Source organism: Streptomyces sp. NPDC054975 (assembly GCF_053609105.1).
On record NZ_JBSGWV010000001.1, the window covers coordinates 477003 to 489364 of the forward strand.

The window sequence follows — 12362 nt, forward strand, 5'->3', positions numbered from 1 at the left end:
CATATGCCATCACATCGTTTGCCCATGGCATGTGGCAGAAAGACGCCCACCAGGAATCCCCCGGGAGCCCACCGGAACAGGCAACTCCACTCGAAACACAGACAGTTGCTGGCGTCAACCACTCCGGTTTCAGACAAAGTCGGTGGCGATATTGCTCCGCCCCAGAAAGATCAACACCATGAAGTGTCGGCCTGTTCGGGACGGGACCACTGCCGATGCATGACTCGCTCGAACACTTTATCGAGTGGGCTATTCGCAGGGGAGGGACTCGCGTGGACAGCTACTTCAGCAGTCGACTTCATCATCAACTCAGGGCAACGGTAAGGGACTTCGCGGAGCGTGAGGTCCGGCCGCGAATAGCCGAGATGGAGGCGTCCCGGTCCGTGCACCACGACCTCTCCCGGCTGATCTGCGAGCAGGGCTGGCTGGGCGCGACGATCGGCCAGGAGTACGGCGGGATGGGCGCCGGACACCTGGCCAAGACCATCATCATCGAGGAGCTCTCCCGCGTCAGCGGCGCGATGGGCGCCATGGTGCAGGCCTCGCAGCTCGGCACCGCGAAGATCGTTCACTTCGGCAGCGACGACCAGCGCAAGACCTGGCTTCCGGCCATCGCCGCCGGCGAGTGCCTGCCGACCATCGCGGTCACCGAGCCCGACTCGGGCGGGCACGTCCTCGGGATGACCGCGAGCGCGGTCCGCGACGGCGACGACTACATCCTCAACGGCAGCAAGGTGTACGTGGGCAACAGCCACGTCGGCGATCTGCACGGTGTCGTGGTCAGGACCGGACCCGGATCGAAGGGCCTGACGGCCTTCCTGGTCGAATCCGATCGCCCCGGGTTCCGGACCGGTCCCCAGCAGCCCGCCATGGGCCTGCACGGCTTCAGCTTCGGCGAACTCGTCTTCGAGAACTGCCGCGTGCCGGCGGCCAACCGGCTCGGCGACGAGGGCGACGGCCTGTCCGTCGCGTACTCCTCCAGCGTGCTGTACGGCCGCGCCAACCTCACCGCCGTCTCGCTCGGCATCCACCAGGCGATCCTGGAGGAGACGACCCGCTTCTGCGCCGAACGCCACCGCTACGGCAAGCCGCTGCACCACCTGCCCACCGTCAAGCTGAAGCTCGGCCAGATGCAGTCGCGGCTGATGACCGCCCGGCTCGCCGCGTACCACGCCGTCCATCTGCTCGACCAAGGGATGTCCTGCGACGCCGAGTTGATGAACGCGAAGCTGGTGAACGTGGAGTCGGCCCTCGACTCCGGTCGCAACGCCATGGAGATCCACGCGGCCGCCGGGCTCTTCACCGACCGGCCGATCGAGCGCTATCTCCGCGACGCGCACCACATCTTCGCCCCCGCCGGCACCTCCGACATCCAGCTGCTGCGGCTCGCCGAGGTGGCCCTCGGCCAGGAGAAGGGCAGTTGGTCCGAGAGGCTCGCGGACCTGCTCAGGCTGGAGACCGTCCACGCATGACCGCCCACGGACACGGACGCGCCCCGGCACGGCTCCTGTGAAGGCCGTCCCGGGGCGCCCCGTCCGCGCGTGCGCAAGAGGTCAGATCAGGCCTTCCTCACGGCGGTGGATCTGCTCCACCAGCTCCGCCGCGAGCGACTTGATGGTCTCCAGACCGGCCCGGCCCCAGCGCCGTACGTCCGTGTCGACGACGCAGATCGTGCCCAGCGCCGTCCCCGTACGGTCGATCAGCGGCGCGCCCATGTACGAGCGGATGCCGATCTCGTCCACGACCGGGTTCCCCGCGAACCGCGGGTAGTCGCAGACGTCCTCCAGGACGAGCGCCTTGCGGCGCACCACCACGTGCGGGCAGTAGCCGTGGTCCCGGGCCATGTACCGGCCGACGTTCCCGCCGGCCGCCGCCGCGCCGAGGTCGCTGCCGGTGTGCGTGCCCGCCGGGGTGTGCAGTCCGGCGAAGAACTGGCGGTTCTCGTCGATGAAGTTGACCATCGAGTACGGGGCGCCGGTCACGTCGGCGAGCCGGTGGGCGAACTCGTCGAACGCGGGCTCCGGCCGCTCGCCGAGACCCAGCTCCCGCAGCCGCCGCACGCGGGCGGGCGCCTCCCGGTCGACGGGGGTCAGCAGCAGATGACCGGTCGGGTCGTAGGTCATGACGGTGCTCCGTAGCTCGGCACGGCGGCCGGGGTCGTGGTGAGCAGATGCTGGACGAGGGTGAGGAGGGTCCGGATGCCCGCGCTGGAGATCCGCGCGTCGCAGAGCACCACCGGCACCTCGGGCTTGAGGTCGAGCGCGGCTCTGACCTCGTCGGGCTCGTAGCGGTGGGCACCGTCGAACTCGTTGACCGCGACCACGAAGCCGATGCCCCGGCGCTCGAAGAAGTCGACGGCCGAGAAGCAGTCCTGGAGGCGGCGGGTGTCGGCGAGGACGACCGCCCCGAGGGCGCCCTCGGAGAGCTCGTCCCACATGAACCAGAACCGTTCCTGACCCGGGGTGCCGAACAGGTACAGCACGTTCCTGTCGTCGAGGGTGATGCGCCCGAAGTCCATCGCGACCGTGGTCGTGGTCTTGGACTCCACGCCCTCGAGGCTGTCGGTGGCGGCGCTGACCTGGGTCAGCAGCTCTTCGGTACTCAGCGGTTCGATCTCGCTGACCGCGCCCACGAAGGTGGTCTTGCCCACGCCGAAGCCGCCCGCCACCAGGATCTTGAGCGCGGTGGGGAACGGGTCGGTCGCGAAACTCTCGTGGCGCTCAGAGCCGTTGTCGTAGGCCATCGAGCACTGCCTCCAGCAAGGAACGGTCGGTTGGATTGGCGTGGAAGCGGGGCGCGCGGGCCGTCAGTGCCCCGCAGTCCACGAGATCGGAGAGCAGGACCTTGGTGACGACGGCCGGCAACCGTAAGTGCGCCGCGATCTCCGCCACCGAGGTGGGCCCGTCGCACAGCCCGAGAGCCAGGCTGTGTTCGGGGCCCATATGTGGCTGCGGGGCGGACCCCGTCGCCATCACCATGGAGAGGAGGTCGAGCGCGGTGGTCGGCTGGGTCCGGCCACCGATGACGGTGTACGGACGGATGAGCCGGCCCGCCGCGTCGTCGAGCCAGGGCCCCTCCTGGTGGGACACCACGCTCACTGTCCCGCGCTGCGCGCCGCGCCCGCCGCCTGTCGGGCGGGAGTGACGAGATACGGCCGCACGCTCTTGACCAGCATCGCCATCTCGTACCCGAGGACGGCGGCGTCCGCCTCACGCCCGGCGAGGACGGCCAGGCACGTGCCGGAACCGGCGGTCGAGACGAACAGCAGGGTGGAGTCCAGCTCGACGACCACCTGCCGCACCTCGCCGCCGTCGCCGAACCGCGCACCGGCGCTGCGGCCCAGCGAGTACAGCCCGGAGGCCAGCGCGGCCATGTGGTCGGCTGCGTCGGGGTCGAGGCCGTGGACCGACTTGACCAGGCCGTCGGAGGAGAGCAGTACCGCGTTCCGCGTGTACGGGACCCGCTGGACCAGACCGCTCAGCAGCCAGTCGAGATCCGAGGAATGGCCGTTCGGCACATTGCTCGCCATGGTGCATCTACTCCTTGTGCGCGTCACCGGGACGCAGCGGTTCTTGGGGGGACGGCTGGGATTCGGCGAGCCCGATACCGCGCTGGAACGCGGCCATCAGACCCGGGTCGTGCAGAGCGTGCTCCTCGGTCCTGCGGGCCACCGGCTCGTCGCGCAGCTGCGGGACGAGGTGCTCCTGGGCGCGCCGCTTGGGGAGGAGGGGGCGGCCCTGGGCTTGCTCGGTGGTCTCCTCCTGCTGGAGGGGGATCCCGGCGGAGGGGGTGTACGCCGGCGGCCGGTACGCGGGTTCGGCGGACGCGGGCACGGGGGGCGGTCCGGGCGTCTGCACGGGGGCGTGCCCTGGCGCCTGTACGGGGCTGTGCGCGGGCGGTCGTACGGGGGTGTGCCCGGGCGCCTGTTGGGGGGTGGGGGCCGGGGCGCCCGGGGCCGGGGTGGCGGGGGCCCCTTGGGCGGCCTGAGGCATCGGTTGCGGCATCTGCCGCCCCGGGGATCCCTGGGGGATCTGTGGCATCTGGGGCTGCTGCGGGACCTGCTGGATGCGGGCCGTCTGGTTCTCGTTCCGCGCGAGCCCCTCGGGGTCGGCGCCGAGGAGGCCCTGGGGCAGCACCAGAACGGCCTGGACACCGCCGTAGATGTTGGACTGGAGCCGTACCGCGATGCCGTGGCGCCGGGCGAGCGCGGAGACGACGAAGAGTCCGATGCGGCCGTCCTGGAGCAGGTGGGCCACGTTGACCTGGTCGGGGTCGGCGAGCAGCGCGTTCATCTTGTTCTGCTCGGTGACCGGCATGCCCAGGCCGCGGTCCTCGACCTCGATGGCGAGGCCTGCGGTGACGTACTGGGCGCGCAGCAGCACCGTGGTGTGCGGCGCGGAGAAGAGCGTCGCGTTCTCCACGAGTTCGGCGAGCAGGTGGATGACGTCCGCCACGGCATGGCCCCGCAGCGTACCGTCGATCGGCGGTACGAGCTTCACGCGCGGGTACTGCTCGACCTCGGCGATGGAGGAGCGCAGCACCTCGGTCATCGTGACGGGATTCGACCACTGGCGGCGGGAGATGGCGCCACCGAGCACGGCGAGGTTCTCCGCGTGGCGTCGGATGCGCGTGGCCAGGTGGTCGACGTGGAACAGACCCTTGAGCAGTTCGGGGTCCTCGACCTCGTTCTCCAGCTCGTCGAGCAGCTGGATCTCGCGGTGCACCAGCGACTGGAGACGACGGGCGAGGTTCACGAACACCTCGACCTTCTGCTCGTTGCCGACGCTGCTGGAGAGCCGGGAGGCCTGCACGACGGCGGCCACGGCGGCCTCGTGCGAGCGGTTCAGCTCCTGCGCGAGCAGGTCGAACTCGTCTCCGGACGGGGCGGTCGGCGGAGTGACCGGCCGGTCCGGGGCACCTTCGCCCCTGCGCAACTGTTCGACGACCGTACGCAGTTCGTTCTGTCCGCGCGCGCTGGAGCGGCGCAGGGCGTTGCAGCGGTCGAGGACGGACCTGGCCGCCCGGTCGGCGCCCAGCGCGGCCGCGGTCACGGAAGCGACGGTGAGGGCCGCGGCACCCGTCAGCGCGGCCCAGAGGCCGGGGGTGGGGCTGGCTCCGGTGGAGCGGAGGGTGAAGAGAACAGCGGCGGCGCCACCGAGTGCGACCGCGACGGCGGGAAGCACGGAGGTGCGCAGGAGTTGGGGTCGTATGCGGGCTTCCGTCGGGAGCGGCGCGGTGTGCTGCGCGGGGTGGGGAGCCCCCGCGCCGGAAGCGGAACGGGCGCCTGACCGGCCGTGCCGCCCGCCCTCACGGCGTTCGGACCGTGTGGCGGGTGCGCGAAGTTGAGACATGAGTGTCCTTGGTACGTGCCCAGGTTGGGGCGTACTACGGGGGTGTCCTACGTGGGTCTGTCGAGACTGCCGATGATCACCAACCACCCACTGTAGACGTCAACCGTTCATGTGTGGTGCGCAGTTGGCAAACTTACCCGTACAGGCGACCCACTCTGGTATCAGCCTTCGCACGACAGGCCGAGAAGGAATGGCCGGATATCGTCGGGGGCTGTGGCGAGACGGAACGGAAGAGGATGGAGTCGTCCGTACGCCTCCACTCTCGGCGGAATTCGGCCTTGACCGGAATCGAACCTCACGGTCTCGCCCAGGGAACGGACGACCCACTTCCGCGCCGCGCGGGAGGCTCGCGGACGGCCCGATACCTCCGCTCCGCCGTTCACCTTCGCGTTCGCGTTCGCATCGACGTCCCCGTCCGGTGCTGCGCGCCCGGCCCTCTCAGTTGGTGGGGCAGGCGGACCACAGACCCGCGCCGGCCTGGCGGGCGGCGGCCTGGGCCGCGGTCATCGTCTTCCAGTACTTGTCGTTGGGCTCGTACAGCACACTCTTGGCGTGACCGCTGCGCACCAGCGACTCGTTGACGAAGACGCCCTGTTCGTTCCACACGTAGAGCAGGTAGCGACCGTAGCGGTCCTTGAGGTCGACATCGATCTCCGTCCGCAGCTTGCTGCCTACCGGCAACAGCTCGGCGGTCCGGGCCGTGGCCTGGCGGCTGTAGCAGGCGCCGCGCTCGGGGGTGTCGATCTCCAGCAGACGTACGCGGGCAACGGCGCCGTCGGCGACGACCCTGCCGGTACCTCGCACCTCGAGCGTGTCACCGTCGATGACACGGAGCACGACCGGTCCGGACGGGGCGGCCTGCGACGGGGCGGCGGGTACCAGCACGCCGAGGCTCAGCAGAGCCGTGGCCGAGGCCAGAACGGTGGTCCGCCTGCGGGAGGAAGCGTGCATGTCGTCCCCCTCTCAGCGAGAGTTCCCACCTTCAGTAGAGCACTGCGGGGGTGGTCGTGCGACTGGGCTGAGAGGGCCCGCGGGTCGTAAGCCCGGGCAGCCAACCGGCCCCGCACCGCCGGCCTCCGTGAGGCTGCGGAGGTGCGGTGACGACCGAGTACCTGCCCGAGACGGGCCGCGCCCCGGCCACGACCGAGAACTCCGCTTCCGCACCATGATCCCTGGGCGGTGCACCCGCCGGACCGGACGGTTCGCCTGCCGCGACGGCGGCCTGGGCAAGCACCCGGTGACCGTCATGGATCGTCAGGGCGCATGGGCCGCCGCGGCAGGGACACGGACGAGCGTCCGGCGGTCACCCGTCCGCGTCAGGCTGCTCCCGGCCGGTACGACCTGGGGCCGCCGGCTGCGAGGGCACGAACCCCCGTCATCGCTCGCTCGCGAGGTCCAGATCGCCCCTGCTCGGCTCGGCCACGTTCTCAGCACCCCGCGCCCGCCGCCACGGGTGCGCCATCGGATGGGACACCTCGCGCCACCATGGCCCGGCCGGCAGCTTCCCCCCTGGCTCGAACGGCTCGCCGGGGCGGGGGAACGCCACCGCCTGGCCGGCCTCCTCGGCCGCGTCGCCCGTCCACTCCCCCGGCTCCGCCCATGCGTGCGGGGCCAGGTTGAAGGTGCCCCAGTGGATCGGCAGGAGCACTCCGTGCGGGCGGCCGCCCTGGAGGTCGACGTGGGCCTGGGCGCCTTCGGCCGGCGTCATGTGGATGTCGGGCCAGTACTCGCTGTACGCGCCGATCTGGATCATCGTCGCGTCGAAGGGGCCGTGTTCGGCGCCGATCTCCGCGAAGCCGGGGAAGTAGCCGGTGTCGCCGCTGTGGTAGATCCGGTGCGTGGGGCCGGTGACGACCCAGGACGCCCAGAGGGTGTGCTGGGTGTTGCGCAGGCCCCGGCCGCAGAAGTGGCGGGCGGGGGTGGCGGTCAGCCGGAGGTCGCCGACCTCGGTGGACTCGTTCCAGTCCAGCTCGCGCAGCCGCGAGGCCGGCACACCCCAGCGCTCCAGGTGGGCGCCCACGCCCAGCGGTACGGCGAAGAGGGTCTCCGTGGACGCCAGCGCCTTGATCGTGGGCAGGTCGAGGTGGTCGTAGTGGTCGTGGGAGATCACGACGACGTCGACGGGGCCGAGCGCGGCGAGCGGCACCGGCACCGGGTGCAGGCGCTTGGGCCCGGCGAAGGCGAAGGGCGAGCAGCGGTCGCCCCAGACCGGGTCGAACAGGACGCGGCGGCCGTCGATCTCCGCGAGGACGCTGGAGTGCCCCATCCAGGTCAGCCGGAGGCCCGAGACCGGGGGCTTGGCGAGGTCGGCCAGCGTCGTGGCGTGCACGGGGATCGTGCCGCTGGGGGCCCGGCGGGCCCGGGCCTCCTTCTGGAAGTAGACCTTCGCGAACTCGACGGTGGAGCCGGAGGGCCTGTGCCGGGCGGCCACGGGGTTCTGGAAGACACCGTCCGCGAAGTTCGGCGAGCGGTGGATCCGCTCCAGGCGCTCCCCCGCGGGATCGGCGCCGAACGCCTCGGGCCGCAGGGCGCGCAGCCTGGCACGCAGCGAAGGGGCAGAGCCGGTGCCGGTCACGGGACCTCCTGATGGTCGGGGTCGTTCCATTATGGTCGGCCCGCGCGCCTTCCGGCCGGGACGATCAGCGATACTGAACGCCCATTCAGTAGCACCTACGCCCCGCCCTCTCGGAGAACCCCCATGAGCACCGCCCCGCTGATCTCGCTGACCTGGTCGGATCCCGTCACCGGTCGGCAGGGGCACCTGGTGATCGACCGGCTGGTGCGCGGTGTGTGCAGCGGTGGACTGCGGATGCGGGAGGGCTGTACGGCGGCGGAGGTGGCCGGGCTGGCACGTGGGATGACCATGAAGGAGGCCCTGCACTACGACCCGAACAGCCGGTACGTCCCGCTGGGCGGCGCCAAGGGCGGTATCGACTGCGATCCCCGCTCGCCCGAGGCGTACGGCGTCCTGGTCCGCTATCTGCGGGCGATGCGCCCGTACATCGAACGCTTCTGGACCACGGGCGAGGACCTCGGTCTGACCCAGGACCTGGTGGACAGGGCGGCGGCCGAGGCCGGCCTCGTCTCCTCGATCCAGGCCGTCTACCCCCTGCTTGACGACGAGGCGCGGGCCCGGCGCAGGCTCGCGGACGCGTTCGGGACGGAGGTGGACGGGATCGGTCTGGACGAGCTGGCGGGCGGCTGCGGGGTCGCCGAATCGGTCCTGGTGGCGCTGGAGCGGGCGGGCCGGCCGTACGCCGGCACCCGTGTCTCCGTGCAGGGCTTCGGGACCATGGGAGGGGCCACGGCGCGCTTCCTGGCCCGGGCCGGACTCGCCGTCGTGGCGGTGGCCGACGTCCGGGGCACCATCAGCAACGCGGACGGGCTGGACGTCGAGGCGCTCCTGGCGGCGCGCGACGCCCACGGAACCGTGGACCGCTCCGCCCTGCGGCCCGGGGACCGCGAGGAGCCCGGCGACGCATGGCTCGCGGCCGACGCGGAGGTGCTCGTCCCGGCCGCCGTCTCCTACGCGATCGACAGCGGGAACCAGGCGAGGATCACGGCCCGCTGGATCGTCGAGGCCGCCAACATGCCCGTCCTTCCCGACGCGGAGGAACTCCTCGCCGCGCGCGGGATCACGGTCCTGCCCGACGTCGTCGTCAACTCCGCCACCAACGCCTGGTGGTGGTGGACCCTCTTCGGCGACATCACCGCCGACCCGGACGAGGCCTTCGCCCACATCCGCGCGGCCATGCGCACCCTGGTCGGCCGGATGCTGGACCGGGCGGAGGCGGACGGTACCGCCCCGCGCGTCGCGGCCCACGCGCTGGTCGAGGAGCGTCTGCCGGAGATCGCGCGGCGGTACGGCTGGTACTGAGCCCTGCCCGGCGGCCCGCCGGCCCTTCCGAGCCACGGAAAAGATGATCTTGCCCGTGGCATGGTCTGTGTAGGCTGACCGGCGTGGCGAGAGTGCGGTTGAGCGTGGCGGAACGGCGGGAAGAGCTGCTCCGTGCCGCCGTCGAGCAGATCGAGGAACGAGGAGTGGCGGCCGTCCGGATCGCCGATGTCGCCTCGGCCCTCGGGGTCAGCAACGCACTGGTGCTCTACCACTTCTCCACCAAGGAGAAGCTCGTCGCCGAGGCGTTCGCGTACGCCGCCGAGGCCGACCTCGCGCACCTGCGCCGCCTCCTCGGGCGACGGACCACGGCCCTGCGCCGCCTGCGCACGGCCGTCCGCTGGTACGCGCCGACCGGGCAGGCCAAGGGGTGGCGGCTCTGGATCGAGGGCTGGGCCGCCTGCCTGCGGGAACCGGCGCTGCGCGAGGTCGCCGGAGCGCTCGACCAGCAGTGGAAGGCGGCTCTCACCCGGGTGATCGCCGAAGGTGCGGAGGCCGGCGAGTTCCCGTGCGCCGACCCCGCGGGCGCGGCCTGGCGGCTGACCGCCTTCCTGGACGGGCTCGCGGTGCAGATGACCTCCTACGCCGGGTCCCTCTCCCGCGCCGCCATGCTGGAGTGGGCCGACGCCGCCCTGGCCCGCGAGCTCGGCCTGCCGTCCCTGGAAGCGCCGGAGCCCCGCCCGAGGGCCTAGAACGTGTCCGGGAAGTCCGGCCCGGCCGTCAGAGCAACTCGTACACGGCCGTGAGCGTCACCTGCTCCTCGACCTCGCCGGGGACCAGCGGCACGCCCGGAGCGTCGGAGGGCATCTCCGGTACGGCTCCGGTGCCCGAACCGCCGTCGGTCTCGGACAGGGAGACCAGCCGCCCGAGCACGTGTCCGCTCAGCCGGGCGTGCTCGGAGGCCTTTTCGTACGCGTCCTTGTAGGCGGCCTCGCGGGCCTTGGTCCGCAGCGCCTTCCGGTTCGCGACGTCGAAGCTCACACCGTGGACCCGGCCCGCGTTCCCCGTCGCCTCGGTGACGGCTCCGATGACCTGCCCCGCCCTGTCGACGTTCCGGACCTTCACGGAGAAGCTCTGGGAGGCCGTGTAGCCGCTCGCCTTGCTCTCTCCGTCGGCGGTCTGGGTGTAGACCTGGGAGAGGGAGAGGCTGTCCGTGCGGATGTCCCGGTCCTCGACGGACTGCTTCCGCAGGGCTTCGAGGAGCTTCTTCGCCGCCTGGTTCTGCCCCTCCATCGCCTCCTTCGCGGTCTTGCCGTTCGCCTCGACCGAGACCGAGAGCACCGCGAGGTCGGGCGCCGCGGAGGCCCGGCCGGTCCCGGTCACGGAGATGGTCGCCGCCGCGGACCGGACAGCGGCAGGCCCTGCCGCGGGCGCGCTCGCGGTCGCGCTCGCGAGCGCGGGTGACGCGCCACCCGCGAGCGTGACGGCGCCGAGCACAGCGCCCACGACCGTCGCGCGACGGAGGACACGGAGATGGACACGGGTGCGGGAGGTTTGGCGACGGGTCGTCACAAGCGGTCCCTTCGAAGGGGGATGGTGCCGGGTGGGATCCCGGCCGTGCTCATCCCAGCACCGCCCCGCGCGCCCGCCCGGGCGCCACGACCGCCCGGTCACCCGCTCAGGTCTGCACGAGGGGCTCGTAGGCCGCCTCCGCGAGCCCGAAGGTCCACGCGACGCCCTCGCGCGCGGTCCTGGTCCGGGGCGGCACGCGCAGCCAGTACGTACGGAAGGTCCCGTCCGGCTCCGGGGTCGCGTTGACCACCTCGACCATGACCACGTCCTCGTCGTCCACGAGCTCGATCCGCCAGAGCACGCCCGTCTCGTCCCGGGCCACCGGCTGTGCGCCGGACTCGGCGAGATAGCGGTCGTAGCCGTAGAACTCCAGCATCACGCGGCGCAGTTCGGCGTTCTCCTCGGCGCGTATGCGCTCCGGGGTGAGCCCGCCGAGCTCGGCGAGGAACTCCGCCGGCACGGCCATGCCCCGCCAGGCGTGCAGCGCGAAGCCGTCGCCGTAGGCGAGCGCCGGGCCGTCGCCCCGGTCCAGGCGGCCGGCCTCGTCCCGGTGCAGCTCGACGGGTCGTTCGCACACGACGGCGACCTTTTCGTACGGCCACCACCAGCCCGCGTTCTCGGCGACCGCCGCGAGCCCGGCGAGGCGCTCGCCCCGGCCGTCGAAGGCCGCGAGCCAGGCCGCGTCGTGCTGGCCGAGGACCGCGTCGAGCAGGATCAGGCGCACGGCGGCGGCCTCCTCCCGGGCCGCGTCCGGCACGTCGGCGGGCGCGCCCTCGGGTGCCTCGGCCGAAGTCCCGGCGGATGCCACGGCCGATGCGACGGCCGGCGCCGGTGCGAGGTCGGTGACGACGGCGGCCCGTATCCGGTCGGCGAGCGCCCGCGTGGTGTCCCAGAGCGGCGCCCCGGTGCTCGACCACAGCGCCGTCCAGCCCTGGGGGCCCAACTCGTCATGGACCCGGCGGCGCTCCTCCGCCCAGGGTCGGGTGCGGACCTCGTCCCGTACCGAACGTCCCGCATCGGTCAGCTCCCGCACGAGCCCGACCGCCGCCCGGGGTGAGGCCGCCCAGACGATCCGCTCCGGCGCCGCGAGCCCGGCCGTGGCGTAGGCGAGCCGTACTCCCGCCTCCGCCGCCGCTCGGTCGGCCGCCCCGGTGGCGGCCGCGACGGCCCGCCATCTGTCCATGGTCATCACTGTCCCGTTCATGTCTCTCCCCCTGTCAGTCCGCGACGATCCGGTACGCGCCCGGTGTGTACTCCCGCTGCCGCACCACGCGGTACCAGCCCTTCGGCAGCGGGATCGGGGCGTGCTCCTCGTGCACCACGCGTCCGCCCGTGGGCAGTTCGAGCAGGAACGGCCCGAACGGCCCGGGCTCGCGCACCAGTCGCCCCGGCCCCGGGATCGCGTGGGCGTGCCCGGTGACCTCGCCGAGCGCGAGGACCAGCCGGCCCCGCGCATCCCTCGGCTCCCCCTCCGCGTCCTTGGCGTGCGCGGGCACCGCCGTCTCCGTGACGGGCACGATCAGCACGTCTCCCTGCCGGTACATGGCTCTCCCCTCCGTGGTGGGCACGGTCTGTGTCGACCACGTATTCGACGCTAGAGGCAG

13 protein-coding genes are annotated in these 12362 nt (G+C 72.1%); 3 read left to right on the plus strand and 10 right to left on the minus strand.

Translation table 11 applies throughout. From position 1 onward, the window contains the following. Positions 1 to 272: 272 nt before the first annotated feature. A complete protein-coding gene (locus tag ACWF79_RS02180) occupies positions 273 to 1472 on the plus strand; it encodes an acyl-CoA dehydrogenase family protein (RefSeq protein ID WP_453726126.1) in 1200 nt (399 codons plus the stop codon). 81 nt (positions 1473 to 1553) lie between these two features. Here ACWF79_RS02180 and ACWF79_RS02185 read toward each other — a convergent pair whose 3' ends face one another. From ACWF79_RS02185 to ACWF79_RS02215, 7 genes are all read right to left on the minus strand, one after another. After that, positions 1554 to 2123 carry a GAF domain-containing protein gene (locus tag ACWF79_RS02185; RefSeq protein ID WP_453726127.1) on the minus strand — a complete coding sequence of 190 codons (570 nt, stop codon included), beginning with the start codon at positions 2121 to 2123 and terminating at the stop codon, positions 1554 to 1556. After that, the gene (locus tag ACWF79_RS02190; RefSeq protein ID WP_453726128.1) at positions 2120 to 2743 is read right to left on the minus strand and encodes a GTP-binding protein; all 624 of its coding nucleotides are present in this window, start codon (positions 2741 to 2743) and stop codon (positions 2120 to 2122) included. The genes ACWF79_RS02185 and ACWF79_RS02190 overlap by 4 nt, the downstream gene beginning before the upstream one ends. Then, positions 2721 to 3092, minus strand: coding sequence for a DUF742 domain-containing protein (locus ACWF79_RS02195; protein WP_453726129.1), 372 nt, complete (start codon positions 3090 to 3092; stop codon positions 2721 to 2723). Before ACWF79_RS02195 ends, ACWF79_RS02190 begins: the two co-directional genes overlap by 23 nt. A gap of 2 nt (positions 3093 to 3094) precedes the next feature. Next, entirely contained in the window at positions 3095 to 3529 is a 435-nt protein-coding gene (locus ACWF79_RS02200) for a roadblock/LC7 domain-containing protein (RefSeq protein ID WP_453726130.1), read from the minus strand. A 7-nt stretch (positions 3530 to 3536) separates the two neighbouring features. After that, the gene (locus ACWF79_RS02205; RefSeq protein WP_453726131.1) at positions 3537 to 5351 is read right to left on the minus strand and encodes an ATP-binding protein; all 1815 of its coding nucleotides are present in this window, start codon (positions 5349 to 5351) and stop codon (positions 3537 to 3539) included. A gap of 438 nt (positions 5352 to 5789) precedes the next feature. Beyond that, positions 5790 to 6302: a thermonuclease family protein gene (locus tag ACWF79_RS02210; RefSeq protein WP_453726132.1), complete on the minus strand. Its 513-nt coding sequence runs from the start codon at positions 6300 to 6302 to the stop codon at positions 5790 to 5792. Positions 6303 to 6726: 424 nt separating this feature from the next. Further along, the gene (locus ACWF79_RS02215; protein ID WP_453726133.1) at positions 6727 to 7926 is read right to left on the minus strand and encodes an MBL fold metallo-hydrolase; all 1200 of its coding nucleotides are present in this window, start codon (positions 7924 to 7926) and stop codon (positions 6727 to 6729) included. Positions 7927 to 8049: 123 nt separating this feature from the next. On the opposite strand from ACWF79_RS02215, the gene ACWF79_RS02220 reads away from it, so the two are divergent. Both ACWF79_RS02220 and ACWF79_RS02225 read left to right on the plus strand, forming a co-directional pair. Continuing rightward, positions 8050 to 9228 carry a Glu/Leu/Phe/Val dehydrogenase dimerization domain-containing protein gene (locus ACWF79_RS02220; RefSeq protein ID WP_453726134.1) on the plus strand — a complete coding sequence of 393 codons (1179 nt, stop codon included), beginning with the start codon at positions 8050 to 8052 and terminating at the stop codon, positions 9226 to 9228. 83 nt (positions 9229 to 9311) lie between these two features. After that, positions 9312 to 9938: a TetR/AcrR family transcriptional regulator gene (locus tag ACWF79_RS02225; protein ID WP_453726135.1), complete on the plus strand. Its 627-nt coding sequence runs from the start codon at positions 9312 to 9314 to the stop codon at positions 9936 to 9938. A gap of 28 nt (positions 9939 to 9966) precedes the next feature. Here the strand turns inward: ACWF79_RS02225 and ACWF79_RS02230 are convergent, their stop codons facing one another. From ACWF79_RS02230 to ACWF79_RS02240, 3 genes are all read right to left on the minus strand, one after another. Then, the gene (locus ACWF79_RS02230) at positions 9967 to 10692 is read right to left on the minus strand and encodes an SIMPL domain-containing protein (protein ID WP_453726136.1); all 726 of its coding nucleotides are present in this window, start codon (positions 10690 to 10692) and stop codon (positions 9967 to 9969) included. Between the two features lie 172 nt (positions 10693 to 10864). Continuing rightward, positions 10865 to 11962 carry a DUF6745 domain-containing protein gene (locus tag ACWF79_RS02235; protein ID WP_453726137.1) on the minus strand — a complete coding sequence of 366 codons (1098 nt, stop codon included), beginning with the start codon at positions 11960 to 11962 and terminating at the stop codon, positions 10865 to 10867. 13 nt (positions 11963 to 11975) lie between these two features. Then, positions 11976 to 12302, minus strand: coding sequence for a hypothetical protein (locus ACWF79_RS02240; RefSeq protein ID WP_453726138.1), 327 nt, complete (start codon positions 12300 to 12302; stop codon positions 11976 to 11978). Positions 12303 to 12362: the final 60 nt, after the last annotated feature.

What these genes read in the sequence shown, in the direction of transcription:
- ACWF79_RS02185 (WP_453726127.1), bottom strand. Translation starts at nt 2,123, where the DNA reads ATGACCTACGACCCGACCGGTCATCTGCTGCTGACCCCCGTCGACCGG.
- ACWF79_RS02190 (WP_453726128.1), bottom strand. Translation starts at nt 2,743, where the DNA reads ATGGCCTACGACAACGGCTCTGAGCGCCACGAGAGTTTCGCGACCGAC.
- ACWF79_RS02200 (WP_453726130.1), bottom strand. Translation starts at nt 3,529, where the DNA reads ATGGCGAGCAATGTGCCGAACGGCCATTCCTCGGATCTCGACTGGCTG.
- ACWF79_RS02205 (WP_453726131.1), bottom strand. Translation starts at nt 5,351, where the DNA reads ATGTCTCAACTTCGCGCACCCGCCACACGGTCCGAACGCCGTGAGGGC.
- ACWF79_RS02210 (WP_453726132.1), bottom strand. Translation starts at nt 6,302, where the DNA reads ATGCACGCTTCCTCCCGCAGGCGGACCACCGTTCTGGCCTCGGCCACG.
- ACWF79_RS02220 (WP_453726134.1), top strand. Translation starts at nt 8,050, where the DNA reads ATGAGCACCGCCCCGCTGATCTCGCTGACCTGGTCGGATCCCGTCACC.
- ACWF79_RS02235 (WP_453726137.1), bottom strand. Translation starts at nt 11,962, where the DNA reads ATGAACGGGACAGTGATGACCATGGACAGATGGCGGGCCGTCGCGGCC.
- ACWF79_RS02240 (WP_453726138.1), bottom strand. Translation starts at nt 12,302, where the DNA reads ATGTACCGGCAGGGAGACGTGCTGATCGTGCCCGTCACGGAGACGGCG.